The organism is Vampirovibrionales bacterium (genome assembly GCA_016712355.1).
Classification (GTDB): Bacteria; Cyanobacteriota; Vampirovibrionia; order Vampirovibrionales; family Vampirovibrionaceae; genus JADJRF01.
Map to the genome: position 1 here is coordinate 1,311,980 of JADJRF010000005.1, position 26,073 is coordinate 1,338,052.

Here is a 26,073-nt window from a genome sequence, read left to right on the forward strand (position 1 = left end):
ATCTCACGAAGGCTTAGACGCGCTTCCCCAATTCTAGCCGTAAATGCGCCAGATTACTGCTGGCCTCGCGATGGTCCGGCGCGATTTCCAACACTTTCTGATAGAGCTGCAAGGCTTTTCGGGGCTTCTTGAGCTTCTCTTGGCAAATCGCCAGGTTATAAATCGCGTCCACATAGCGCGGCTGCAGACGGATGGCGTCTTTGAGCGCGCCGACGGCCTGCTCGTAATCGCCCATCAGCCCATAAATCGTTCCCAGTCCAAAGGCCGCCGCAGCGGATTTTCGGTCGTATTCGCGGCACAGCTGATAATAATGGGCCGCTTCTTTCAGATTGCCTTGGCCGTCCATTAGACGAGCCAACTCATAGCAGCTATCGGCGTCGCGCGGATTCATACGCAAGGCGCGCTGGAAATGCTCAATGGCCTGAGCCGCGTCGCCTTTCTCGTTGAGAGCTTTGCCCAGATTGTAAAAAATATCCTCGTTGGCCTGATGATATTGCAGGGCTTCCTGATACAGGGCGATGGCCTCGTCGAGTCGCCCGCCTTTTTGATGATCGACGCCCAAATTGCACAGACACGCCGCATAGGTTTCGGCGACGTGTTTTTCAACGGGCGTCTGGGCCTCGGATTCCACCGACAGCACATACAGCAGTTCTTCGCGCGCTTCTTCGAAACGGTTCATATCAAACAGCAGCAGCCCGATTTTCCCTCGATAGCGCAGCGCATTGGCCGGGGCGACGTCTACTAGCCGCTGATAAATTTCCATTGCGGCGTCGTAGCGGGCGGCTTGATGCAGGACACGGGCGTAGTGTTCCAGATAGTCGACGTTCTGGGGGCGCAGCTCGGCGAGCTTCCTTAAGTGGGGAAGGGCTTTCTCAAACTGCTTGTCGCGCGTCAGCAGATTGATTTTGATCTTGAGCGCGTCTTCGTGATTGGCATCAATGGCCAGCAACGCTTCAACGGCCTGATGCGCTTCCTGCCATTTTTCCTGCTGGGCGTGCAGTCGGGCCATCTCGTAATGGGCTTCAATTTTTCCGGGTTCAAGTTGCGCAGCTCGCGCGAAAGCGGCGATTGCCTGCCGGTAATCATTGCGCAGAGCGTGAATCCGCCCGATGCTAAAGCATGTGGGAGCGTCATTTTTTTTAAGGCGCAGGGCGTCTTCAAAATGGCGCAGCGCTTTGTCGTATTGGTAATCTGCCAACGCCTGATTGGCGGCGTTGATATGACCCGAAAAATCCAGTTTCGCCTCCGACGGTTCGTTGGGATCGTTTTGAGAGTCGGATGCCGTCGCCGCGCCAGATGTTTTGCCAAACAGCACAATGAGAAAGACCAGCAGCGCGACCACGCTGATCATCACCATCCAGAATACAGGCGCTTCGCCTAATCCGGCTGCCATCCCAAACTCCGCCGCCTCTTCGCCGCGTCGGGATCTCTGCGGACGATTCCCGGCCCGACGGCTAACTGCTTTGTTTTATTATACAGGTTCGTTTTCGGCTCTGTGGCGATAGGGAAGAATCCCCCTTCATCCAGATGACGCCTGATTTCAAAAACCGCCGAAACGTTTATCTCGACGCGCTCGCGCAGCATAAGGCTCTTGTTGTGACCGCTTCTCGTCTGTCCCGCGTGTTAATCGTTCGCCTGAGCGCTCATGGCGACGTGATACAAACGTTGCCGCTTCTGTCGGCCCTTAAGCGCGCGCGTCCGGATCTGTTTATCGGCTGGCTGATAGAAGAAAGCGCAGCCCCGTTGCTTGAGCGTCATCCGTTGATTGATCGTCTTCATGTCGTTCCTCGAAAGTCCTGGCTGCGCCGTCTTCGCCATCTTCCTGCTCATCCTCGGGAAGCGTTTCATGTTGCCAAAGATGTCGGGGCCATGCGGGCGGAATTACGCGCCATGGGGTACGATGCCAGCTTTGATGTGCAAGGCCTGCTTAAAAGCGCTATCTGGCCAGCGTTTGCAGGCATTCCCCAAAGATGGGGGTATGCGGGCGTCCGCGAACAGGCGTGGCGTTTGTATACAAATCGTCTCGGGGCGTACGATTTGCGCGCGTGCGACCGGCCGACGGTTTTTCAGTTTATGGAATTCGTGTCGGCGCTTGGCGTTTCTCCTCCCGACGCTTCTGAAAAGGCCCGCGATGCTCTTGATTTCCCGATGCCGCCGCTCTCAAGTCAGGCGCAGGCAGCGGCGGACCTTCTGTTGCGTGAGATTCCATCCCAACGTCCGCTGATTGCGCTAGCGCCTGCGACGTTGTGGGCGAGCAAACGCTGGCCGGAATCGCATTGGCGCGCGCTCATCGAGATGCTGGCGCAGCGATCGGCGACTATTGCGCTATTGGGATCGTCTGCGGACGCAGACGCGTGTCAGGCGCTGATTCCGCTGACGACTGATGCGACCGTTTGCGAGCGTCCGGCATTTTGCTTGAATCTCGCCGGAAAAACCGATTGGCCTGTGTTGGCGGCGGTTTTGAGTCGATGTGATCTGCTGGTTGGTCCCGATAGTGCGCCGTTGCATCTGGCTCAGGCCTTGGCAAGCGGCAATCCACAGCGCCGTCCCAGGATTGTCGGTCTGTATGGCCCCACCAGTGAAGGACGGACCGGCCCTATCCAGCGCGAACATCGCGTTTGCGTCAGCGCGGTTTCATGCCGGCCTTGCTTTGAGCGCGCCTGTCCTCTCACCGCGCCGCAGGCGCGCGATGCGTGCATGCGTCAGTTGTCGCCATCGATGGCGATCGATGCCATTGATGCGCAACTGCGTGCGTTGAGCCTCCTATCAAGAGAGTCCGGCTAAATGACGCAGACGTCCCCCATTCGAAAACTGCTAGTGATTCGCCTGGGCGCGATGGGCGACGTTCTGCATGCCTCGGCTTCGGCGCGGGCGCTAAAGGCGCGATTTCCTCAGGTGGAAATCCACTGGCTGACTTGGCCCGTTTACGAGGCGTTGGCGGCAAGGCTGGACGGCGTCAATCGCGTATGGCGATTCGAGCGCGGACCGCTTGCAATGGCGCGACTGATTCGCGCGTTTCGCGCCTGCGGGATTGATGCGGTCGTCAATTTGCAGCCTTCCGCGCGAATGCGCCTGCTGGCCGCTGCCGTACTGGCGCCGCGTTGGGACGAGACGCATCTGGCGACGTATCGCAAGCAACGCCTTTCTGTGACAGGCCTTCATGAACGTAGCGCGCGCCGACGTCACGCCACAGAAGATTTCTTTCAACCGTTCTGCCGTCTGTTCAATATGTCCGACTGGCCTTCGTCTTTCGAAGCGGGCGCGCTTTTGCCTCGCCTGCGATTGCCGGTTGAATCCCCTTTGACGGCTTTGGCCGGTCGTCGTATAGCGCTGATTCCGGGCGTCGGCGCCAAGCGGGCAAATCGCGCGTGGCCGACGACGTATGCGGCGCAGTTGTCGCACCGCCTTCTCTCGTCGCCAGATCTATTGGATGCGCGCCTGTTTTTGGTCGGCGGGCGGGACGACCGGGCGGCTAGCCAGGCCATTTGTGAGGCGCTCGCGCCGACGTTGCGCGCCCGCGTTGAGAACCGCTGCGGGCAGGACGATTTAATGCAGACTGCGTTCCTGTTAGCAGGGTGTCATCTGGTGATCGGGGCGGATACTGGACCGACGCATCTGGCTGCAGCGGTTGGAGCGCCATTGGTTGCGCTTTTTGGGCCGACATCTGCGCAACGAACCGGCCCTCGCGGTGAAGGACCGATTATAACGTTAACGCCGCCTTCGGATCTGGCCTGCTGGCCGTGTGAACGTCCCGTCTGCCTTGATCCGCAGCCTTCGCTTGACGCTTCCTGTCATCATTTTGATGCTCAGCCCGCGTGTATGGCGGCGTTATTGGTGGATGCGACGTTTGACGCCTGTCAGCAAGCGCTGAAACAGCAATAAGGCGTCTTGTTCAAGACGCCTTGAGCTTACTTCGATAGATTTTAAGGCCCAAAGACTAAACTGTTTGGGCTGCCTTCATCAAACGTGATTTATAGCGGGCCCCGGTGTTTTTGTGCAGGATGCCTTTCAATACCGCGCGATCGATTACGCTGTAAGCGTTTTGCGCCGTTTTGGAAACGTCTGAAGCGTCTGTGTTGGCCTTGGCGGCGAGTAACGCTTTTTTAATGGCTGTGCGAACGGCGGAGCGAATCGCGATATTGCGCTCCCGATTGCGTTCGGAGACCTGCACGCGCTTTTTGGCGGATTGAATGTTCGGCACGGAATAAAATCCTCTAGTCGGTTCGCGGCGAGAGCCCGCGTCAAAACGTCTGTTCAAATTAGCGCTAACATGCGCGCGGCGCAAGGCCGTCTGTAATACGGCGCAACAGGGGGCGCCTGCTGAGCTCTTACTCGATCGCCTGCGGCAATGCGCGCCGCCTGTGTTCGCAGTATGATGCGACGCCCGCCCCGTGACGCGCATAGGCCGGACGATGGTCAAACCGCTTGTTCTTGGTTTAATAAGGCTGTATCAGGCGACGACCGGATGGCTGCCCCATGTCTGCCGGTTTGCGCCGAGTTGTTCGCAGTATATGGTAGAGTCTATCGAGCGGCTGGGCCTTCTGCGAGGCGGCTGGCAAGGTTTGAAACGCCTGTTTCGGTGTCACCCGCTGCATCCGGGCGGATATGACCCGGTTCCGTCCACCGCTTTTACCACCCCCTGCGCCGATGCGCCCGACCAACAGGAGACGCCCTAGCCCGTGGATATCATCTTTAACGCCATGCTGTTTCTGGTGAACGGTTTCAAGCATTTGTTCGATCTCATGAACGTGAGTGGCGGCTATGGATGGGCGATTATCGCCCTGACAACGTTTATCCGGCTGGTAACCTGGCCGCTGAACTCGGCGCAAACCCGTTCCATGGCTAAAATGCAGGAGCTTCAGCCTAAAATAAAACAGCTCCAGGAGCGCTATAAAGAAGAACCTCAAAAAATGCAGCAGGAGATGATGCGGTTTTACGCCGAGCATAAATTCAACCCCTTCTCTGGCTGTCTGCCGATGCTGGTGCAGATTCCTATCTTTATTGGTCTTTACGGGATGTTGGTCAGTCCCGACTTTCTGGCGCTGGCAGGAAACGACCGCTTCCTGTTCATTGATAACCTGGCGCATCCCCTCATGAGCCACTCAGGCAAGGCGTTGGACAACAAGTTTAATGTTCTTGAAAAAGACCGATTCGTCACGGGTAAAAAGCTGAACGTCACTTTTAACAGCGGGGCAAAAGCCGAATATCCCGTGACGGATCCCAATCAGGTGTTACGCGTTGAGCCGCAGCCGCTCATTCCAGGCGAACCGGTTTCGCTTCGGCTGAATCCCAAATTTTTAGGTGGGGAAGGTTTCCCAGAAAGCTTTATCCGTAAAATCAAGTCAGCGGATCTCGTGGTCGTCAACGACAGCACCAAAGAGTTGGAGCGACTCGCCTTTACGCCGACGCCGCCGAATGCGGGAGATCTCAAACGCGCGGAGACGGATCCGGCCGCCGCCGCCTGGACGCTGGCTTCTCAGGCTCCGACGGTCAAAGGGGTTTCGGTGGTGCACTGGGGCGTGCTCATTCTGATTCTGCTCTATACGCTGGCCATGGTGCTGTATCAGCGCAGCATGACCAAAAATTCACCGCCAGCCGAGGGCGCGCAGGCGCAGATGATGAAGCTGATGCCCTTTATGTTTGTGGGCTTCCTGTTCTTTTTCCCAATTCCGGCAGGCGTCATCTTGTATCTGGTTGCCACCATGTTATTGATGTGGGTCCAGAACGCCTGGGTTCATTGGTCAGATGCGCGTAAGAAAAACGGCAAGCCGCCTGCCTCGCGGGTAATCGATGTCAAACCGGAGACGTAAAGGCGTTTTTGTCCTGCGCAAGCGTTTACCGCTTGACGTTTGTTGCGCCTAAACGTTATGCGCGTTAGCCCACCATCATCTGACGAAACGGCGCGTTATTGTTAACGTTGATATTGACTACAGTGCCGTAATTATTAAACGTGCCGCTTGCCAAGCCGCCGCCTGCAGGGGCGACCGTCTGTCCCATTGTCATCTGAGGCCCCGGGACCATTGCGACAGGATAGGCGTACTGCGGTCTGTATTGCTGCGGTAGCGCCATCACCGGAGCCACGGCGGGCATCATCGTGGGCCCGGGCGGCCAGTATGGCGATCCGCCCAGGCTGCCGAATCCGCTCATGCCGAAACTGCCCGGCGCGGTAGAGTCGAAGGGCGATCTGTAATTGGGCCACGGCTCGGTCGGCGCGCCCGGTCCGCCTGCGCCGCCGGTATAATAAGGCGTTGGGGCGTCCATCGGCTCTCGACCATACGAGCGATAACCGTTGCCATAGCCGTCGTTATAAGGGGTCTGGCAGTATTGCTGACGGCGTTGTTGCTCTTCAAGCTGTTTTTGTTGCTTTTTACGCTTCTTTTTCGCTTTGCTGCCAAAGATACCACCAATAACGGCTCCGACGGCCATCCCGACCGGTCCGAAAGTGGCCCCCATCATGGCGCCATTGGCGGCGCCGCTAAGCGTTTCGCTTCCCATAACAATAACCTCCTGATCCCGCCCGGATCTTCTGCTTCCGGCGGGCTTTCCTCCCGTACTTCCCCTGATGTGAGAGATGTTGCGCTTCCTACCGAGGGCATTAAACCGGGGATTCTAAAGAAAGTGTTATTGTTTTTATAAATATTAAAATATTTTAAGTGATTCCCATGCAAACGCCCGGCGCGTCAGGTGACGTCGCCGGGCGAATAGAGCTGCCTTCAATGGATGTTAGCCGATGTAATTCATCCCTTGGCCGTTGCCCGGAATCGTCGCATTGCTGCTTTCGGCGGCCACTTGGCGAAATGCTTCTTTGAACGCCTGGACCATCGTTTCAAAAGTAGTGGGCTGCCCTGCTGTTTGACTGGAAGACTCGGCAATCGCGCTACTGTCAGAACCGTTCACTTTACTTAGCTGCTTTGCAACCACCGGTTCGCTCGCGCTTGCAGATTCACCCTTGGATTTGTTCGCCTTAGAGGCGAGGTAGTCTACCCCGGCTGATATGGCAGTTTTCCCAATAGAGGAAGTTGCCAACCCTTTTATGAAAGCGCCTACGCCTAAAGCCATCGTTATAACCTCCTACGTCCTAATACCTAACCCCTGAACCCCACCTGGTCCCGTTGTTGAGGGAAACCATTAACCCCTTGCATTGGCATAAAAACAAGCGTTTGATGGCTTGTGTTAGCCGAAGCCCGAACTTAAGGAAACCTTTCGAATTGTCAGGACGCGGGTTTTGGCCTTGTTCTGCTCAGAATGCCTGTGTGTCTCATAAAAGCCGGCAAGTGTGGCGGCAGAGCTTTCGCGGGCTCGTCAGGTGTCCTGCCAGCAGTCGACTTTTGGCTTCTGCGCCCCTGTGGCTGCGGGAGACCGAATGAAGGGGATTTGTGCGAGGAGCCCCCCTATGCCGCGCCCCCATAGACGCCGCTCGGCTACTAGCCAGAGGGATATCCAGCGCCCGATGGACAGATGCGCGCAAATATCCCCCAGAAAACTGATTTTACACAGGTTTTAAGTTATGTTAAAGTGACCATAACGTTTCAACCGGTTGGGGTTTCCGCGTTTGAGGAAACGAAAACCGAACAGTCGCCTTCAGCAATGCGCTTAGGAGGGGGCGAGGCGTCGGCCTCGCCAGGTTAATGCCTGAGAGCGCGTGCGTCGGCAGACGCCTTGGAACGGTTAATAGAGATAGCTTTTCCTGGACGCCGTTTTTACGCAAAGCGGCGCTGGCGGAGGCGTCTCTGTCGCGTTCAGTAACCCCATAACCCAGAATAGGATGGTGACAGCGTGGGAAATTACGCTTCCAAACCGAAATCAGCCAGCGCCCTGCCAAAGTCCATGGCGGATGTCGTGCCGCTGACGCGCTCTCTGTTTCTGCGCAACATGATGCGAGCCATCGAAGACAAAGGCCTGACCACTGAGCAAGTGGCGCAGGAAAGCGGTCTGGATCGCACGATGATGCGCAAACTGGTGAAGGGCGAATTGCGTCCCTCGCGCTCAGTACTGCAACGCTTGTCGCTGTCTCCCTCCATGGGGCTGACCTACAAAACGCTGGTGACCTGGTGCCTGCTGGACGATTCGCTTCATTACGCATCGGCCAACAACGTCGGTTTCTAACCTGACGTCGTCCTCAACGTCTTGACAACAACGCCCCGCCTGACCCTGTAAGGCGGGGCGTTTTGTTTGTCGTCGTGGAGATGCGCGCGAGAAATGGAAGAAGTCAGAGAAAGAGAACAAGCTGGGAAGAGAACGTATAAAAAAGACAACAAACCCGCTGCGTTCATGGGCAAAAAGGCAATTCGATTCTTAATTTTGTTTTTATATTTAGAGAGCCATATGCGAGTGATCATTTCTGGAGAGAGGAAAGCCATCGTTATGACAAGCATCTCGACATCAGGATCTTCGTCCGTTAATCCTGTCAAACTGACCGATCTGGAGAGCCTCTATAAAGCGGCGGATACGCGCAGCGCAGCATCTGGGGGCAGCGGGGCCGATGGTAAGCTAAGCGCCAGTGAGCTTAAGACTTATCTGAACGGTCAGCGTGAGCACGGTCGTCAGCTTTATATGATGAGTAACGTGTGCCGCATGTTTTTCGGCAACCAGTTCGACGGTTATTTTACCAGCGAAATGGACCGGACTTTGGGCCGTATCAAAACTGCTGAAACCGTCAATCAGTTTATCGAAACTGCGAAGAAGGATCTGCCGGCAGGTCAGGCCTCCGGGTTCGCCTTGTCGTTGGACTTGTTGAAAGGGGCCGCGTCTTTCGATGGCGCCTCAACCGACATCTCCAGTAAAGATCTGGGCCATCTGTCGAATCAGGTGTTCGTCAATAGCCAGTATCAACAATGGCTTGGGCGTGAAGCCGAGGCGGGCGGTCTTACCTTTTGGACTAAATTGATAGACGACGGCAAGTCAAAAGCCGATATCACCGCCGGTATCAAAGGCTCCCCGGAGCGCAAAACGTTCTTTGTGAAAGAGCAGTACCGGACGCTTTTAGGCCGTGAAGCTGAGCCTGCCGGCCTGGCCGGATGGGTCGAACTGCTCAATCAAGGGAAGACCGAAGCCGATATCATCGCCGGCATCAAGGGGTCTGCGGAATACATGCAGAAACACCCGGCCGCCTAAGGCGTTGAATCCAGATTCAAGCGTCCCGCCTGATTCTCAGCGCGGGACGCTTGTTTTTGGCGCATCGACGCATGGGCTCTATTCGCCCCCAATACGCGGTTTTTGGGTACAATGACCATCATCGCCCTCTCATCATCACGGCGATGGGATTTGTGTTAGGCGCTTATGGCTGAGAGAAAATCAAACGTTTGCGTTCATGTTCTTGAGTCGCTGGACGGGCTTGAGATTATTCGTTTTCACGAAAAAACGCGACGGATCGAGAAAGCCGGCGCTCTGCCGCTGTCTCTAGATCCCAATACGCGCGCCATTCCTGATCCGGCCGAACTGCGGGCGGCCTTGCGCTCCCTGTATTCGGTGCATGGCATCGCCCTCTCTTCTCCGACGGTGCTGGTCCTGCCGAGTTTCTATACCCGCGATTTCTATTTTCCCGGCCCGTTTTCCGAACAGGAAATTCGTCAGGCGTTGCTGTCTGAAGCTGAACAGTATTTTCTGTTCCGCAATAACGAACCGCGGCTTGACTGGGTGACCCTGGAAGAGGGCCGCTTGCTGTATTCGGCCTACCCCAAAAACACGATTACAGAGTTTGTAGAGGCATTTGCCGCCAATCGCACGCCTTTATGCGGCATCGACATTAACTATTTTTCGCTGATTCGCGGCTTGATCGCCACCGGCACGCTCGCGGATCTCGATAAACCGCAATCTCGCTGGATGCTCATGAACGTGAGCGATCACCTCTTTACGGCGGCTTTGTTTGAAGGCTTAAAGCTTAAGCGCTTGTCGGAAAGCCCCTTGCCGCTGGCGACCATGGACGCCTCGACGGCCATTGTCGAAATCAATCAGGATTTACGCCGTTTTCTCGCGGGCGAGAACTTCGAGGCCGCTGTGCTGATTAATAACGCTGAACGCCTCGACACGGCCCCTCTGGTGGATAGCTTCTCCTATTATCAGGAAATCATGGTCATCGACCAGAATCAGCGAACGTTACGCTCGCGAAACCCGGCGGCCGGAGAGTATCCCTGCTCGCTGGAAGCTATCGGCGGCGCTTTCTATCAACACTATGCCGATCAGCCGTCTCTCAACCTGATTCCCGAAGACTTGGGGCGTCAACGGGAAGGACAGACCCTGCGAACCAGTCTGACGTCGTTGTTGGGGGTTGCCAATGTGGCGGCGGCGCTGTTATTGCTGGCGGCTATCACCCTGCTTGGTATCTGGAATCAGCAGCAGCAAACGCGCCTGGATGCCTGGAATAGCGTGTCCCGCGCGTCAGGGCCCGCTTCCGAAAGCGCCCCGCTTGAAATGGTTAGTCGCCAGGCATTTTTAAGGAATGCGGCTTTGTCCAACATTTCTCTAAATAACCTGATGATCAAGGCCGGCGCGCTATTGCCCGATGATATGTGGATGAATCGTCTTTCTCTCGTCGCTCAGGACGCGGCAGATCCTCAGACAGTGGAAATCGTGGGTGGGGCTTTGATGCCAACCTCCGTGACGAAATACGTCAGCGAGCTTAATCCTGCGCTCCAGAGGCGGGATCTGCTGGTGGATCGCGCCGATCTGGCAACCACGGCGGACGGGCAGCCTTACTACGACTGGATCGTGCGCAGTAAAAATGCCATGGTCGAATCCGAATCAAACGCAAAGGGCGCGGATTTGCCGCCGCCGCTTTCCGCTGATCCTTGATTGAGTAGGAGTCCCGCGTATGCGACCGACGCAATGGCGTCATGATCTCCAGATTACGTTAGCGGCGTTGGGCGAGCCCGGCGGCGGACGATCCCTGCTTCAGGCATGGATGGCCTTTAAGCCTGTCGCGCTGACCCTGTTACTAGCGCTGATACTTGGTATCGGCATTACCCACTGGCTGATGCCGCGCTGGCAAACGGCCGTGTCATTAAACGCCCGCCTTCACGACAAGCAATCCCTGGGGCGTGACGAACAGAAGAAATTGCGCTGGCTCAAGCAGCTGACGGCGCAACTGAAGGCTTCTCCCACGCGCCTGCGCGAACTGACTTCTGCTGAATCTCCTGCTGTGGCGGCCCTGGCAATGGCGCAAGAAGTCATGAAACAGGCCAAGAGTCTTTCCTCGGATCCTTCCCTGCCCAAACCCTTGCGGCAATGCGAGGCCCTGTCGATGGTGTCGCGTGGTAATTCGTTCATTCACGCTTCTCCGCCAGAACCCGGCTGGCCGTCGGTCGCGCTGAGGCGCTATCAATATGATCTGGCCTTGCGCGGTCCTTACCCGGCCTTATCCGCTTTTGTGAACCGTCTGGCGCTGGCGCCGCAGCTAATTGGAGTCGATCGCATCGATATCCAGAGATTGCCGCTCGGGCGACGCGCGCTGCCCGATATTCTATCCCGCCCGGATTATCCGGTTCCGCTTGAAATGGTCGTCGGGATGTCTTTCTACGTCGTCGACCCGACGGTTTCGCCTCCCCGCCGTCGATGAGCGCGTCTTTGCCTGTCTCGGCGGCGCGTATTGCGCTGATCGGCCATGGGGCCTTGGGACTTGGCCTGTTGCAGGGATTGCTTGAATCCGCCGCCTGCGAGGTGGTGGGCGTGTTCCGTTGGTCGCGTCGACCAGCGAGTCGGGATATGGTCGACGCGGCCGATCTCGCTTTTGGTCAATTAATCGCGTCGCGCGGCTTGCGCGAAATCCTTGGGGAGGGCGTCAACAGTTACGCCTTCTCGCAATTTCTGGCGCAACAGAAGCCTGATTACCTTCTGATCGGCTCGTGGGGCGAAATCCTCAAGCCACACCTGCTGCATCGCCCGGATTTTAAGGTCATTAATTGCCATCCGTCCCTGCTGCCCTCTCATCGGGGCCCGAATCCCTATGTTTCCACGATCCGCGCGGGTGAGGCGCAATCGGGCGTGACGTTTCATCTGGTCGATGAAGGCGTCGACACCGGCCCCATCCTGCTGCAATACCCAGTCCCTATTGCTGCTTATGATACGGGCGGCGATTTGCGCGATCGCTGCGCCCGAGAGGCGCGCGCGCGCGTTGGCGACCTGCTTGCCTTGCTAGACGACGCGCGCGATCATCCCGATAGGCCTCTTGGGACGCCGCAATCAAAGTTTGATAATGGCGTAACGCCGAGTCATTACGGGCTTTCTTCGGTGGAAGATGCGCAAATTCGCTGGGAGCGTCCCCCTTCGGATCTGATTAATCAGGTGCGCGCGTTTCAACCCTGGCTGGACAGCTACGGATACCTGCCCTCGCGCTTCTCTCGACGCTTGATGATTCGTTTTTCGCGCCTGACTGCTTTTCCTGCCGAGTCTGGCGCTTCGTCCTCTTTGCTTGCGCCCGGTTCTCTACGCGCGGTTTTATCAAATGCCTTTATTGTCACGTCTTCGGACCCGCAGATCGATTTTCGGCTGGAAGGCGTGAGCGTTTATGGGTTGGGTTGTTTCTGGTCCGCCTGGCCGACGCTGGCTCTGCTGCGCTGGCTGCTGCCGGCCGGGGCGCGTTTTGAGACGCTTTAAAGGCTCTCTTCTCGATGCTGGATTTGACCTCGAACGTGTCGTTGGGCCTGTAAGCAAAGAAGAGGTCTGCCGAATCTGGAAATTTGCGTTAGCATAGGGCTGTTAAGGTGCATCTGGAGGACGCGCGGATGGCGGAGCCTATTCTGGTGGGAAAGAACGAGGCGCAGGAGTCAGTCCGCCTTTATCCTGAGATGGCGAATCGTCACGGCTTGATTGCCGGGGCTACCGGCACTGGCAAGACGCTGTCTCTCAAGCGTCTGGCGGAGCAATTTAGCGCCATGGGCGTTCCGGTTTTTATCACCGATATCAAGGGCGATTTAAGCGGATTATCCGAAAAAGGGGATCCCCATAATCCTAAAATAGCCGCTCGTCTCAGCGAACTTCAGCTCAATGACTTTACGTTCGAGCCATTTCCGCTGACGCAATGGGATGTGTTCGGCGTCGAAGGCATCCCCCTGCGTACGACGGTTTCTGAAATGGGGCCTTTGTTATTGGCCGAACTGCTGGATTTAAATCCGACGCAAAGCGGCGTTCTCACCACGGCTTTTAAAATCGCCGACGATCAGGGGTTGTTATTACTGGATCTAAAAGACCTTCAAGCCCTTTTAAACCATGTGGCGCAAGAAAATAAAACTTATTCGCCGACCTACGGCAATATTGCCAGCGTTACCGTCAATGCGATTCAACGTCAACTGACCGGTTTGTCCAGCGCATTACAGGATAACTTTTTTGGCGAGCCGTCTTTGGTCTTGACCGATTTGCTGCAAACAGACTCTTCTACTGGCAAGGGAATGATTCACCTGTTAATGGCCCGTCAGCTGCTGTTGCAACCCAGGTTATACGCGCTGTTTCTCTTGTGGTTTTTGTCTGAATTATTCGAGACCCTCCCCGAAGTGGGCGATTTGGAAAAACCCAAGCTGGTCGTGTTTTTTGACGAAGCGCATGTCCTGTTTAATAATATGCCGTCTGTTTTACGCGATAAAATCAAGCAGGTGACGCTGCTGATCCGTTCTAAAGGCGTCGGTCTGTATTTTGTCACCCAAAATCCGCAAGATATCGACGAAGATGTTCTGGGACAACTCGGCAACCGGATTCAGCATGCATTGCGCATTTTTACCCCCAATGATAAAAAAGCCTTAAAAGCTCTGGCCGGGGGCTTTCGAGAAAATCCAGATCTCGATCTGGAGGCGCTCATCCCGATGCTGGGCGTTGGCGAAGCGATCGTCTCCACGCTCGATGAGAAAGGAATGCCGGCTATTCCGGTGAAAACCCGAATGGTTCCGCCGCAGAGCGCGAACGGACCTGCACAGAATCCAGATGCTCAGGATCAGAGTGGTCTTCGTCAAAAATATCGCCAGGCGGTCGATCGCCAATCTGCTTACGAACATTTGCAGCAACGCGTCGTCGCTGCGGCCCCCCCCTCCCAGTCAAAGCCCTCTCAAAATACCCCTGTTCGTCGCGCGTCTAAAGATCCTGGCCAATTACTGGTAGAAAGCGCCGCCCGCGCGATTGGCGGTCAGGTAGGGCGCTCGTTAATTCGCGGCATTCTCGGTTCGTTAATGCGTCGTCATTAAGTTAAACAGGAGGCGTCACGAATGGAATTTCTGCAAAGTATCCTGCACGTATTAAATAGCCCCATGAACGCGGAGCAACTTCAGTTAACGGCGGCCCTATTAATCGGCATTGGCCTGAGCGCGAGTTGTGGCTTTCGCGTTTTCGCGCCGCCCTTAATTCTGAGCGCGGCGGCGTTATTCTTTGGCATTCACTTGCCAGACGGTATGCGCTGGCTGGCGACATATCCCGCCCTAATAGCGCTTTTTACCGCTTCGCTGGTTGAGGTGGGCGCCTACTACGTGCCATGGCTCGATCACGCCCTTGATAGCATCTCGTGGCCGTTGTCTCTGCTGGCGGGAACGCTGATTACGGGTACGTTTTTGAATGGCCATATGGACCCTGGCATGCAATGGGGCTTGGCGTTGATTGCCGGCGGTGGCGCTGCAGCCGCCACGCAATCGATGAGCAATGCCGGCAGAGTCGCCTCGCTTGTGACCACGGCGGGCGTCGCCAATCCGATCGTTTCTACGGTTGAAAACTTCTTGGCGTTTGTCGTTCCGGCTTTGGTGATTGCGTTCCCAATTATAACGATTCTGGTTGTTTTGGCGGTGAGCGCGCTGATTATTCTGTTTTTTGTGAAAATTAATCAAAAACGTCGACAGGCGGCTCTCAAGTAATTAAGCGATTTGTTACATACTTAAGGCTGAGGATGCGTATCGTCGTCTTGTTCGGGTGTTGCATTTCTGTTAAGAATAGGGACAGATTCGCAGTGTCAAAATACGGTTGCACGCTATGAAAGCCTTGGTTTGGGGATTCCCAAAAGAATTTTCGCCGATTGTCGATGCGTTAGCAGATTTCGGCGTCATTGACTTACAGGTGTGGATCGGCACGGAGAAGCGCTGTACCTACTCCCGTAAAAATTTTATGGAGAAAGATCTTTCTTTTTCGTTAAATGCGCCTTTGCGCTGCCCGGATGCGCTGTATGACGCGCTCCTCAAAGATTTCTATCCTTACCTTGAGATGCAGACCCGACGATATTTGTATGGCGCTTATTATGCCCATACGATGCATGATTTCTTAGATCACTTTCAACAACTCTTGAATTTCTTTTATAGTCTTCTCATTCAGCATGAAATTGAACTCGTATTACTAGACAAAGTGTTTCATTATGGCGAAGACTGGATCCTGTACGCGCTGGCCAAAGCCATGGGCGTTAAAACGCTTATGTTGCTGCCATCCCATTTTCCAGAGCGATTCTTTTATATCGCCAGCATTGAGGATTTTGGATATTTTCGAGAAATCCCCGCAGAAAGCCAAATTGTAGAGATGCAAAAACCTGTTGACGTAGATTTGGGTGATTATCGCGGTTATCTCAAGCAGTTTAAACCCTATCGCTACTCTTTAATGGATGCGGCGCTGGATTTTTCACAGCGTGGGCAATCGATGGCCTTCTATAAGTGGAAGCGTTACCAGCGTTATCAGAAAAACCTTAAAGCCATCGTGACGCATCAACCTGACTTGTCTAAACCTTTCGTCTTCTTCCCGTTTCATTTACAACCCGAGCTTACGACATTCCCCTTGGGCGGAAAATTTGTCGATCAGGCGCTAGCCTTGCAAACCCTCTCTCAACTGCTGCCATCGGGATGGTCCATTCTCGCCAAAGAAAACCTGTATCAAAGCGAGTACATGCGTGGTGATGGGTTTTTTGCTCGCTTGCGCCAAATTAAAAACCTGGTGATGGTCCCTGGCGATTTCTCTTCTAAAGAGCTGATTGAAAAAGCGCAGTTCACGGCGACGATTACGGGCACCGCGGGCTGGGAGACAATTAATATGGGGAAGAAGGCCCTGGTCTTCGGGCAGGCCTGGTATATGTCGCTTCCGGGCGTTATCCCGTATCGGCCCGATTTAACGTTCGAAGAAATCTTGTCGTATGACTATTCTGATGATGAGCTTCAGGCCGGTATTCGCGCGCTTATGGCGAAAACAGCGCGCGGGACTGTGGGACGACAATTTATGAAAAATATTCAGTTTGATGAACATGAAAATGCCCGTCAAACCGCCCACTCGCTTGCGGGCGTCATTCACCGTATGGGAGCCTGAAGGCGATTGGGATGCGGATGCGCTTTTTTTTAGTGGACTTAAAAAAGAAATACCGAAAAGACGCCTTTTTAAAACGCCTGGTTCAAGCATACGCCAGTCCCTGGGCAAAAACCCGAAAAATCATGAATCTTGCGCCCACGTACGCTGCCCATCGACAGCATCAGGCGCAGTTGCGACTGGAGCGGGATATTGACGCCATTCTCTCGAAAGCCGCTTCTTTGAATATGACGCGCCTTGCATCTCTGGACGATCATGCTGATTCGCAGCACGCTGCACTGCGTCAGGCCTTCGGCTTAATCGCATGTGGTTCGGCCAATTGTCCATTTGAAGACGTGATGACGGTCTTCCGCTCAAAAGGCTTTTCGCTGGAGACTCCTGCTTGTGACGAGCTCATGACGCCTGATCTTCTGATGGAAATGATATTGCGCCAGCTGATCGAAGAAGGGCTTGTTCCTCATTTTTATGATTTGGATTATCTCGATGACATCGTGGCGATTATTCAGAGTCGCTATATTGGCCCAAACGGCGTTTTTATAGACGCGCCGAGTCGCCGGTTCCTGGAAGCCCTTTGGCTATTATGCGGGAAGGTCTTGCCGTTGACGGATTATCAGCTTGTGCCAGGCGCGCTTAAAGCCTTCCTGGGAGAGCAACATCCATATGTCCCGCCCCGGAAATCCTTGCCCTCTGAGAGCGTGAGTAACAGCCTCATTCCAGAATTTCTGGATGAGTTGACGACAATGAACGCGGCGGCCAATCCTGAGCGCTTTCTGGAAATATGCAGAGTTAATTTTTCCCGATTTAATCAAAAAATATCCGCGTCATCTCAGGAGAATCGAGATCTTTCCATTATCTATGGTTACGAGAATAACCATCATCTGATTCTCAGAAAAATTATTCAGCTTATCAACGACGGGAATCTCTCTAAAAACGATCCCGTTTTAATTATTGGCCCGCGCCATGTGGATGAAGTGCTGTTTTTTCGTCGTTATTTAGGCCTTGTCCACACGATTGGCATGGATCTGTTCAGTGATGATCAGGGCTTGGTGATTGCTGGCGATATGCATCAAATGCCGTTTGAAGACGGACATTTTCGTTTGATTTATTCTGCAAATACGTTTGAATACGCTTATAACCTGCGGCTGGTAATCCGTGAGATTGCGCGCGTGTTAAAGCGGTCTGGTTATATTGCCAATATTAATCGTAGTAACGCGCAATTATTGCCCATGCCTTTGGGACGAAGCGATGTCGTGAATCTGCCAACGGCTTTGGGCATGTATTATGAGAGCGCGCACACGGTTTTGGCTCAGGACAAAGGGGATACGGTTGATCCGGCGTTATATGGGACCTTCCCCAATTATGTGATCCGCCTGGACTAAGGAGCGCTTTTTATCGGCGTGTTGCGCTTGATTAGATAGGCGGCTTGCGCCATCTCAAGGTCGCCGTAGTCATCAATATCCACGGCAGATTTCCAGTCTAATTCAAACCAGGTTAGCGGGTCGCCGTAAAACGTCTGGCTTTGCATAAAAGCGTCGGTTCGGGCCATCCATATAGCGCCAGTGGGGCAATATAAAGGCGATAAGTCCTGAGAACGCATTTTGAGCGCCTCAGGAAATAAATAACGTTCATGTCGGGCTTCCGATTTTGTGAAAGCCCACCAGGGATTCATCCACCCGAAGGGGAAGCAGCTGAGCTGAAAATTTGAATGGCTTTGTTGAAACTGCTCAAATGCCCGCCTGATATCCTGAGCGTCACGTAAAGGGCAATTGGGCATTAATTGGGTTACTGTGTCGTAGCTTTCGTTAAAATGCGCTTGCGCCTGATTTAGCGCGCTGAGGGTCGCGTGGCTGGAAGGAGCCTGATCGTCCGCATTTTCGGTCCGTAAAAATGGCGCCTCTGCGCCGAATTGTCGGCCTGTTTGCGCAATCTGCTCATCGTCCGTGCTCAGGAGAACGCGCGTAAAAACGCTCGATGCCAACGCCGCTTCAACCGTCCAGGCAAGCAAAGGCTTCCCCATAAAATCGATGATATTTTTTTGAGGGATTCGCTTTGAGCCGCCTCTTGCGATAATAACCGCCAAATGCTGGTTTACCATATCGTCCATCCTCCATCGACGACTAAATTATGCCCCAGCAGCCCTTGCGAGGCGTCTGAAATTAAAAACGACACGGCTCCGGTAATCTCCTCTTCGCGCAACATGCGTCCCATGGGGCACAGCGCGGAATAACGTTTTAAAAAATCTGAATTCACGCGCCCTTCAATGCCGCCATACGAAATGGCATTGACTGAAATGCCCTTTGCCGCGAGCCGGATGGCCAGCTCTTTTGTGAGGTGAATTTGAGCCGCTTTGGCGACGCTATAATGAATCGGCGCCTGTTTTTCGGGGTCTTCGTAGAGAGTGGGATTAAACGGGACGACCCCATACATGGAGGCGATATTAATCACGCGTCTGAGTCGGCTATCAGTCGCTTGCGCCAATGCCATGGTTAACTCATACGGGACAGCGACATCGAGTTGATATTCATTGAGCCATTGCGCGCGAGACGGGCCTGCGCCGTCTTCTGTATAAAGATGATCCAGGCGGCGGGCGTTATTAATTAGCGTGTCGGGAAAAATCCCTCGCTCCGATAGCATCGCCACTAAAGCAGGGATTGCGTTTGGAGCCTCCAGATCGGCGATCAGGCCAATGGCGGACGCGCAGTCCGGTTGACAGCGTAATGACACGATATGCTCTTCGCGGCGAGAGGTGAAAATGATCTGATGTCCTTGCGCGGATAAGGCTCGCGTCAAGACGGAGCCGACTTTCCCGGTTGCCCCGGTCAGTAAAATGCTTCGGGAATCAGGAGATGAATGCGTCACAGCCAGCCTCCACCAGTTGAATCGTTTTGTAAATAAACGCCTTGTTATCCGCGGGTCTGCGGTTTTCGATGACATCAATAAACGCTTGTAATGCTGCTCGAAACGCATCGAAAGTGTGCGTAAACGTGAGCGTTTTCCCGGATTTTTCGCCTGTCAGATGAAATTCAATTTTGTCGCCGTCTGCTCCCATTGCGATAAATTCTGTCACAACGCCGGAGCGCCAGTGCGCGCGAATGCCAGAAGACGTCCTCTCGCACGCGTCGATAGCGTCGTCGGCGCCCAGCATGGCAACGACAGGTTCAATGATATGAATCCCGTAGCGCGTCCAATCTTTTGGCGTTTGGGCGCGGATGACGCGGATGGCGCCAATCTCATTTTTTAAGGAGAGCGTTAATTGAAGCTCGCGCGCATAGCGTAAGGCCGAGCACGTAAAGATTTGCCCCGAATAGCGCTCGCGCGCATAAATTTTATCGAGGGCCTGAACAGACGTTGCGATGGGTTTATCAATATAAATCGGCAACCCCTTTTCTAAAAAGGGGCGCGCCATGGCCTCATGGCATTCTGCGTCATCGCGCGCCAATAAAACCGCATCAATGTATGGGAGCATATCTTCCATCTGTTCGCAGACGTGCGGGATATATGCTGCCTGCGAAATATGGCGTGATAAGGCGCGATCCTGCGTCCAGATCGCATGAACGCGCGCGCCCTCAATCGCGTCGTCAGGAAACCGCTGTTGCGCTAAATATGCGGGAATAACCGGAAATGGACACTGCGCCATCGCTACCGGATCGTAACCATTGAAAATAGCCGACCATGAATAAGGATGGCCGTTACCGTCACTTAACCCGAGAATGCCTAATTTTAATGTCACTGTAATCGTGCCCAGCTAATTAAGAACCGGACGTTATTTGGCTCAATCGTTCAGAAAAACGATTCATTCTTATCTTAACATGCCAATAAAGCAAGTCTGTTTTTGCGCTCGGCGTCTTGCTTGGGGGCTTTTATAGCTGAATGCCGAAAAATTAAGAAACAGCCCCTGTTGCGTGCGGCAACCGGGGCTGTGCTGAATTAAGCCTGGTAAGCGCAGGCGCGTTACTTGTCCTGAGGCGCTTTTGCGCAGCAGGGTTTTTTTGCCCAGAACGTTGTTTTACGAATCACTTGAGACGCATCGTCGTAAACAAACGAGACGGGCTTGCCCCACGGCGCCATCCGCATCCCCTCAGGCGCGTTTTTTGCGCAGGGACGCATTTTGCCGGTTTTACCCGTGCACTTGGCTTTGACGTCGCTGGCGGCGGGCGCCATTTTAGCGCAACAGGGGCGCGTGACGCCGCCCATCGCGGCTCGCATCGGACACATGCCGCCCATCATCATGGGAGGAAAACCGTCCATGCCTTTTAACAGGCGTTTGTAAACCATGCCGAGCGACGTATCGGCGCTGAGACGGCCCAGCGGGTAATACAGAGTGAGTTCGCGCTCAGGAGCCTCTGCGTCCTGGATGACCACCGATACGCGATCCATGCCGGCGCCCATTTCAGGAGAATTCACGGTTTCGACGGATAAGGCGCTGACGCTGCCGGTGATCTCACCCGCCCACGCGGCGGCGATGCCGGCGCTGACACTCAAGGCCAATGCCAGTGAAGCGCTTAATAAACGTTGTCTCATACGAATCAAACTCCTCTCTTCTGCTTGTATCATCGCGGGATTAGAATTAAAAAAACGTCCTGATGACGCGCAAGCTTCCGCTCCCGCGCTTACTATATCAAGAAAACCGCCCCCCACAATCGGGCGCGCGCGTCGGGTTTTATTCATGCACGGCCTGCTCACGACCCGGAGGAATTGGCATGAATCGATGCGTCGTCTTATGGACGCTTGCGGCTTTCGGCGGCTTCTGCCTGACAGGGGCTGCGGCGGCAGATTCCTTGCGCCCGGGCGCTTTCCATACGGGCAGATGCCATCGCTCTCTCGAACGCCCAGCCGCGCCGGTGATGTTCAGCCAGCGTTTTGCGCCTGTAACCCCTTCGCTGTTTCCGGTGTCAGGCCAAGCGCCTCATACTCCCGTATTTAGCCAGCGATTTTACCCAGTCGCGCGCCCTATCGTCTCGCCGCAGCATGCGCCGTTGACCTCGCCGCCGTCTCGGCCTTGTTGCGGTGCTGGTCCTCAGCCTTTTCACGCCAGAGAGGGCGCGCCGGGCGGTCTCATTCTGATTCGCTCTTCGGGCGGCTGGCGGCGGTATGAGCCGGGTCGCTAAAGGGCGTCCCCGGCGATAAAAGGATTCAGGCGCTTTTCGTCGCCCAGCACGGTCTGCGGGCCGTGGCCGGTGATGACGCGCGTTACATCCGGCAGGGCGTACAAAGTCTGTTGAATCGATTGCTCTAAAGCCTGTGAATCGCCGCCCCACAGGTCGGTCCGTCCGACCGAACGATGAAAAAGCGTATCGCCCGAAATTAAGAGCCCCATTGCTTCAAAATAAAAGCAGCATGATCCGGGCGAGTGGCCCGGCGTGTGCAGGCAACGGCCGTCAAAGGGAAGCGCGTCTCCGTTGGCAAGCGCGCGTTGCGGCTCGGGGAGCGCCGGCGGTTTTAAATGAAGCATGGGAAACTGCGCGCACTGCATGTCTACATGATCCCACAGGGGGCGATCGCCTTCATGCAGGGCAAGCGGCGCGCCGGTGGCGTGATGCATGGCCCCAGACCCGCAGATGTGATCAAAATGCGCGTGCGTATGAAAAATCCCGACTAAACGCAGCTTTTTTGCTTGCAGATGGGCCAGGAGCGCCTCTTCGTCGCCGCCCGGATCGAAAAGAATCGCTTCGCGCTTTTGCGAATGGGAAACCAGCGCGCAATTGCACTGCAAGGGACCGACCGCAAAGGTTTCGACCTGCCAGGGCGAGGCGTTTTCCATGGCGGTCGCCTCTTATCGAATGCGCGTGGCGAGCATCCCCGCCTTCATCAAATTAACCGGCGACGAAAGAATGGCAGGGTAATTCCGCTGGCTCTCCAGCGTGCAGCCGTGGCATTCGCGCGACTGGCCGACGCGCTCGCGAATGGCCTCGGCCCGTTTGGAGCGCCAGAGGGTCTGGAAATCGTAATCCACGTCGCGAACGTTGCCAAACGACTTGTTCTGGACAGGATGGTGGGTAAACTCTTCGCAGCCGCCGACTTCGCCCTCGCTACTGATGTAGGCTCCCATCGAGCCCGCGCGGCAGCAGAATTGCGATTTGGCTTCCAGCACCGTGCGGCGGTTTTCTTCCTGGCTCACCAGATCCACGGCCGATTGCAGGGCGCCGTCAATGGGGTTGCGCGTATGATACAAAAACTTCATGCGTCCGCCCAAGACGTCCTGGCGCACGGCTTCGGTCACCTGCAGGTAGGTTTCTTCAAACGGTTCCAGCATGTTGCGCGCGCGCCGTTCGACAAATGACGGCATCGAATGCGCGGCCATCTGGACGCTTTTACGCATCAGGTTCAGATTCCACTTGTCCGGCTGGAGGCAGTCGCGTACCATGGCGTACCATTGCGGCATCACGCGGTGATTGGCCGGCGTGCAGACCGTGCAAAGCTGGACGTTCAGCTCATGGTAGCCGTAGCGCTGACGAATGCGCTTGAGGCCTTCCATCGCGTCAACCGTGTTTTGCCAGGCGTCCCAATTGGCAGCCTTGGTGCGGCGCTCTGGATTATTGAACTCACGCGGGCCTTCGATGCTCAGGCTCCATGTGAGGTGCAGGCCCGGGCAGCGCTGCATGGCGCGGTGCGTAATCTGGAAAATCAGCTCAGGTCGCCACGCATTGGAAATAATATAGATAGATTTCACGGGCGTCAGGCGATAGGCGGTTTCAATGATTTCCGACAGATCTTTGTTCAGCGTGGGCTCGCCGCCGGAATAAACAATGACGTGCAGGCTGTGGCCAATGGCCGTATACACGCGCTCAATCTCGTCGAGCGACAGCTCATTGGTCGTCGCGTTGAGCGTATCGGCGAACGAGCAGAAGCTGCACAGATAATTGCACCGGGTGGTGACGATGTGCGTCAGCATCGCCGGATCGGGCGTTTTACGCATGATGTCTGCCGCATAAGCCTTCAGCAGAGGCAGCGCCATACTGCGATTGGTGCGCGAAACGATCTCACGGTAAGTCTGGCGGTTCTCGATGGACGGATACTTGGACAGATCCACGCCCAGAGACTTGAGCCGATCGGGTTCTTCAGCAGGGGACGCCAAGGCCGGGCTCAGCGCCTGTGAGGCGATCGCGTCTTCGGTCGGCGATTGGGGTGCGGTCATTGGGCGAGGCGCTCCAGAAACGTTCTGCATGGGGGTATCGCCTTAAAAAGGCATAGTTATCCCCATCGTCGTCCCTATGATAAACCAAATCCTGGCGAAAACCATGTCGGGGTATTCGTTCCCCGCACCGAACGCTTACAGTCAGGCAAAAAAAACCAGACCGGCGGGGTCTGGCGAGTCACTCTCATCGCCTCGCGATCGAGGCGGTCTTCAGGGTTTCAGTTACGCTTGCTCTGAGCAAGACAGGAGCGGGATGACGCGGCCCTGTCGTTTGCCAGCGAGCCGACTATAAAACGGTCGTATGACGGCAGGATGACCTGCGCGCCAATCAACGCTACGATAAGCGACAGAGCGCAACGACAAAAGGGTCCTTATGTACTGCAACTATACCCCCGCGCCGCATGTCGCCTACTTCACGATGGAGATCGCCGTCGATCCGCGTTTGCGCACGTATGCGGGCGGCCTGGGATATCTGGCGGGCAGCCATGCGCGTTCGGCTTGGCAATTAGGCTTGCCGCTGGTCGGGGTGTCGATCCTGTGGCGAAGCGGCTATGGCGATCAAACCCTCAACGAGCGCGGCGACGTCGAAGTGGTGATGAACCGCCGCGAGACGCCCTTTCTACGGCGCGTGGAAAGCGTCGTCACCGTGCGCATCTTTTCAGAAGACGTCGCTGTCGGCGCCTGCAAAATTGAGCCGGATGTCTTTGGCACGGTCCCGGTGTACCTGCTCACAACCGATCTGCCGGAGAACCCGCCTCATCTGCGACGTCTCACCGATCAGCTGTACCAGAGCGATTCTCGCACGCGTATTGCGCAAGAAATGATCCTGGGCGTTGGCGGTCTGCGGATGCTGCGCGCCGAGCGCGAGGCGGTCGACATTCTTCATATAAATGAAGGCCATGGCCTGTGCGCCCTGTTTGAACGCCTGGCCGAGACGGGTCAGGATCTCGATGCCTTGCGCCGCGAGGCGGTTTTCACCACGCATACGCCGATTGCGGCTGGGAATGAGACGCATCCCGCGTCGCTGCTGGGCGAGGCGGGCTATTTTGTGGAAACCCCTTACGAGCAAGCCCTGGCCTTGGGGGGCGAATCCTTTTCGCTCACGGCGGCAGCGCTGCGCATGTGTCGACTGGCCAATGCCGTCTCGCAAGCGCATGGGCGCGTCGCCAATGCCTTGTGGCGCGAGGTTTCGGGTCGCTGCCCCATCATCGCCATTACCAACTCCGTTGATCTGGAATACTGGCAAGATGCGCGCATCGCCGGCGCGCGGGCCCCCAGCGAGCTTCTGGCCGCCAAACGGCAAATGAAGCAAGAACTGTTTGAGTCGGTCTTTTACGAGACCGGCCGTCACTTTCACCTCGACGTGTTGACGCTGGTGTGGGCGCGACGTTTCGCTGACTATAAGCGTCCCTTATTGCTTTTTCGCGACTTAAAGCGCCTGGGCAAGCTGCTCGGCGACCAGAAAATCCAGTTGATTTTTGCGGGCAAGTTTCACCCGGCTGACGAAGTGGGCCGCGCGCTCTTTAATCAGACGCTCGCCTATTCCCGCGAGCTGCCCAATATGGCCGTGATGCTCAATTATGACCTGGCCCTGAGCCAAAAACTCAAGCGCGGCGCAGACGTTTGGCTGAATACCCCGCTGCGCCCGCTGGAGGCGTCTGGGACATCGGGCATGTCGGCCAATATGAACGGCGCGCTGCACCTTTCGTCGCTCGATGGCTGGGCGGCGGAAGGGACGTTTCATGGTATCAACGGCTTTATTTTTAATCCTGAGCCTTACCGCGAATTCCGGCCTCAGGAGTTTGCGCCGACGCCGGAGCGCCGAGACGCTCAAGATGCCGCGGATCACGCAGCGCTAATGTCGCTTCTCGAGAGCGAGGTGCTGCCCTGCTATTATCAGGATCGCGTCCGGTGGGCGCGCATGATGCGCCGGGCGATTCTGGCGGGCGATTGCTACTTCCACTCAGAGCGCATGGTGATGGAGTATTACAACCGCCTGTACGATCCGATTTTCACGGGCGATTGTTGAGCGCCTATCCCCGAAAGCCCCATCAAGAGAGCCCTGTTCCCTATTGAACAGGACGGCCAGAACGGCTTCTCCTAAACCTGACCCTTTTTTTAAGAGGCGCGGACGGCGACGGTATGAGACGCGCGCGGCAGCCCCAGTTCGGCATAGATGAAGTCGAATACCCAGCCCATGTTATCGCGATGCGCATAGCTCGCCGCGAATTCCTGAAGGGCGGGGGCCATCGGCGCGCCGATGCGGATGACGACCATGGCGCACACGGCGCGAACTACCGGGTGGGGCGATAACAGGCCGCGCAGAATATCCTGCTGCGCGCGCGCGCCCGCATGCGTTAAAAAAGTCTCAATGTCGCTGGCCAAGGCTTTATCGGCATATTCAAGCGCCTTAATGGCGTTGCGAATAGCCTCCTGGGTCAGTGCAGCCTCATCGCCCGCGCGCCCGGTGACGGCGTGGCGATTGCGAATCAGGTGCAACTTGATGGTTTCGGCGGTAACGGCGGCAGTGCTCATTTACAGGTCCGATTGGCTTGCGGCGGAAGCGATGGGTGTGGAGACGGCAAGCGCAAAGGTGTTGCGTACTCCCATTGACCACCTTCTTTTTATAACCGATCGGACGAGGCGCGGGCAATGCGCAAATTGTGGGTGAATGCGGCGAAGGGCGCCCCTCCCTA

The 26,073-nt window shown here is 55.6% G+C and carries 26 protein-coding genes; 15 read left to right on the top strand and 11 right to left on the bottom strand.

Translation table 11 applies throughout. The features are described 5' to 3' along the window. Nucleotides 1-13 precede the first annotated feature (13 nt). The gene (locus IPK79_07395; GenBank protein MBK8190262.1) at nt 14-1,393 is read right to left on the bottom strand and encodes a tetratricopeptide repeat protein; all 1,380 of its coding nucleotides are present in this window, start codon (nt 1,391-1,393) and stop codon (nt 14-16) included. A gap of 203 nt (nt 1,394-1,596) precedes the next feature. Between IPK79_07395 and IPK79_07400 the strand changes: the two genes are divergently transcribed. Together IPK79_07400 and IPK79_07405 are read left to right on the top strand one after the other, a co-directional pair. Next, complete coding sequence (locus IPK79_07400) at nt 1,597-2,784, top strand: glycosyltransferase family 9 protein (protein ID MBK8190263.1); 1,188 nt, start codon at nt 1,597-1,599, stop codon at nt 2,782-2,784. Then, the gene (locus tag IPK79_07405; protein MBK8190264.1) at nt 2,785-3,882 is read left to right on the top strand and encodes a glycosyltransferase family 9 protein; all 1,098 of its coding nucleotides are present in this window, start codon (nt 2,785-2,787) and stop codon (nt 3,880-3,882) included. A 55-nt stretch (nt 3,883-3,937) separates the two neighbouring features. On the opposite strand, the gene rpsT is transcribed toward IPK79_07405, so the two are convergent. Then, nucleotides 3,938-4,201: a 30S ribosomal protein S20 gene (gene rpsT / locus IPK79_07410; protein ID MBK8190265.1), complete on the bottom strand. Its 264-nt coding sequence runs from the start codon at nt 4,199-4,201 to the stop codon at nt 3,938-3,940. 211 nt (nt 4,202-4,412) lie between these two features. Here rpsT and yidD point away from each other — a divergent pair, with 211 nt between their 5' ends. Further along, nucleotides 4,413-4,676: a membrane protein insertion efficiency factor YidD gene (gene yidD, locus IPK79_07415; protein ID MBK8190266.1), complete on the top strand. Its 264-nt coding sequence runs from the start codon at nt 4,413-4,415 to the stop codon at nt 4,674-4,676. Between the two features lie 3 nt (nt 4,677-4,679). Then, nucleotides 4,680-5,810 (top strand): YidC/Oxa1 family membrane protein insertase, encoded by a 1,131-nt coding sequence (locus IPK79_07420; GenBank protein ID MBK8190267.1) that lies wholly within the window; start codon nt 4,680-4,682, stop codon nt 5,808-5,810. A 64-nt stretch (nt 5,811-5,874) separates the two neighbouring features. On the opposite strand, the gene IPK79_07425 is transcribed toward IPK79_07420, so the two are convergent. Beyond that, the gene (locus IPK79_07425; GenBank protein ID MBK8190268.1) at nt 5,875-6,495 is read right to left on the bottom strand and encodes a hypothetical protein; all 621 of its coding nucleotides are present in this window, start codon (nt 6,493-6,495) and stop codon (nt 5,875-5,877) included. Nucleotides 6,496-6,723: 228 nt separating this feature from the next. Next, complete coding sequence (locus IPK79_07430; protein ID MBK8190269.1) at nt 6,724-7,059, bottom strand: hypothetical protein; 336 nt, start codon at nt 7,057-7,059, stop codon at nt 6,724-6,726. Between the two features lie 717 nt (nt 7,060-7,776). On the opposite strand from IPK79_07430, the gene IPK79_07435 reads away from it, so the two are divergent. From IPK79_07435 to IPK79_07475, 9 genes are all read left to right on the top strand, one after another. Beyond that, complete coding sequence (locus IPK79_07435; protein ID MBK8190270.1) at nt 7,777-8,106, top strand: helix-turn-helix transcriptional regulator; 330 nt, start codon at nt 7,777-7,779, stop codon at nt 8,104-8,106. Between the two features lie 93 nt (nt 8,107-8,199). Then, on the top strand, nt 8,200-9,114 hold the full coding sequence (locus IPK79_07440) for a DUF4214 domain-containing protein (protein ID MBK8190271.1): 915 nt from the start codon (nt 8,200-8,202) through the stop codon (nt 9,112-9,114). A gap of 165 nt (nt 9,115-9,279) precedes the next feature. Then, nucleotides 9,280-10,791: a hypothetical protein gene (locus IPK79_07445; GenBank protein ID MBK8190272.1), complete on the top strand. Its 1,512-nt coding sequence runs from the start codon at nt 9,280-9,282 to the stop codon at nt 10,789-10,791. A gap of 19 nt (nt 10,792-10,810) precedes the next feature. Then, complete coding sequence (locus IPK79_07450; GenBank protein ID MBK8190273.1) at nt 10,811-11,554, top strand: hypothetical protein; 744 nt, start codon at nt 10,811-10,813, stop codon at nt 11,552-11,554. Nucleotides 11,555-11,562: 8 nt separating this feature from the next. Next, the gene (locus tag IPK79_07455; protein ID MBK8190274.1) at nt 11,563-12,591 is read left to right on the top strand and encodes a hypothetical protein; all 1,029 of its coding nucleotides are present in this window, start codon (nt 11,563-11,565) and stop codon (nt 12,589-12,591) included. A 128-nt stretch (nt 12,592-12,719) separates the two neighbouring features. Further along, on the top strand, nt 12,720-14,165 hold the full coding sequence (locus tag IPK79_07460) for a DUF853 family protein (protein MBK8190275.1): 1,446 nt from the start codon (nt 12,720-12,722) through the stop codon (nt 14,163-14,165). Nucleotides 14,166-14,186: 21 nt separating this feature from the next. Further along, nucleotides 14,187-14,822 (top strand): DUF4126 domain-containing protein, encoded by a 636-nt coding sequence (locus tag IPK79_07465; GenBank protein ID MBK8190276.1) that lies wholly within the window; start codon nt 14,187-14,189, stop codon nt 14,820-14,822. 115 nt (nt 14,823-14,937) lie between these two features. Then, nucleotides 14,938-16,245 carry a hypothetical protein gene (locus tag IPK79_07470; GenBank protein MBK8190277.1) on the top strand — a complete coding sequence of 436 codons (1,308 nt, stop codon included), beginning with the start codon at nt 14,938-14,940 and terminating at the stop codon, nt 16,243-16,245. 218 nt (nt 16,246-16,463) lie between these two features. Further along, nucleotides 16,464-17,621: a class I SAM-dependent methyltransferase gene (locus IPK79_07475; protein ID MBK8190278.1), complete on the top strand. Its 1,158-nt coding sequence runs from the start codon at nt 16,464-16,466 to the stop codon at nt 17,619-17,621. Here IPK79_07475 and IPK79_07480 read toward each other — a convergent pair. The 4 genes from IPK79_07480 to IPK79_07495 all read right to left on the bottom strand — a co-directional run bounded on the left by IPK79_07480 (nt 17,618) and on the right by IPK79_07495 (nt 20,763). Further along, complete coding sequence (locus IPK79_07480) at nt 17,618-18,346, bottom strand: acylneuraminate cytidylyltransferase family protein (GenBank protein MBK8190279.1); 729 nt, start codon at nt 18,344-18,346, stop codon at nt 17,618-17,620. The two genes, IPK79_07475 and IPK79_07480, sit on opposite strands and share 4 nt — an antisense overlap. Then, complete coding sequence (locus IPK79_07485; GenBank protein MBK8190280.1) at nt 18,331-19,101, bottom strand: SDR family oxidoreductase; 771 nt, start codon at nt 19,099-19,101, stop codon at nt 18,331-18,333. The genes IPK79_07480 and IPK79_07485 overlap by 16 nt, the downstream gene beginning before the upstream one ends. Further along, on the bottom strand, nt 19,082-19,972 hold the full coding sequence (locus IPK79_07490) for a Gfo/Idh/MocA family oxidoreductase (protein ID MBK8190281.1): 891 nt from the start codon (nt 19,970-19,972) through the stop codon (nt 19,082-19,084). The genes IPK79_07485 and IPK79_07490 overlap by 20 nt, the downstream gene beginning before the upstream one ends. 221 nt (nt 19,973-20,193) lie before the next feature. After that, complete coding sequence (locus IPK79_07495) at nt 20,194-20,763, bottom strand: hypothetical protein (protein ID MBK8190282.1); 570 nt, start codon at nt 20,761-20,763, stop codon at nt 20,194-20,196. 179 nt (nt 20,764-20,942) lie between these two features. Here IPK79_07495 and IPK79_07500 point away from each other — a divergent pair, with 179 nt between their 5' ends. Then, nucleotides 20,943-21,350 (top strand): hypothetical protein, encoded by a 408-nt coding sequence (locus tag IPK79_07500; GenBank protein ID MBK8190283.1) that lies wholly within the window; start codon nt 20,943-20,945, stop codon nt 21,348-21,350. On the opposite strand, the gene IPK79_07505 is transcribed toward IPK79_07500, so the two are convergent. After that, a complete protein-coding gene (locus tag IPK79_07505) occupies nt 21,347-22,003 on the bottom strand; it encodes an MBL fold metallo-hydrolase (protein MBK8190284.1) in 657 nt (218 codons plus the stop codon). The genes IPK79_07500 and IPK79_07505 overlap by 4 nt on opposite strands. A 12-nt stretch (nt 22,004-22,015) precedes the next feature. Further along, complete coding sequence (locus IPK79_07510; GenBank protein MBK8190285.1) at nt 22,016-23,377, bottom strand: radical SAM protein; 1,362 nt, start codon at nt 23,375-23,377, stop codon at nt 22,016-22,018. Between the two features lie 373 nt (nt 23,378-23,750). On the opposite strand from IPK79_07510, the gene glgP reads away from it, so the two are divergent. Next, a complete protein-coding gene (gene glgP / locus IPK79_07515) occupies nt 23,751-25,406 on the top strand; it encodes an alpha-glucan family phosphorylase (protein MBK8190286.1) in 1,656 nt (551 codons plus the stop codon). Between the two features lie 89 nt (nt 25,407-25,495). Here the strand turns inward: glgP and IPK79_07520 are convergent, their stop codons facing one another. Further along, a complete protein-coding gene (locus IPK79_07520) occupies nt 25,496-25,912 on the bottom strand; it encodes a hypothetical protein (protein ID MBK8190287.1) in 417 nt (138 codons plus the stop codon). Nucleotides 25,913-26,073 lie beyond the last annotated feature (161 nt).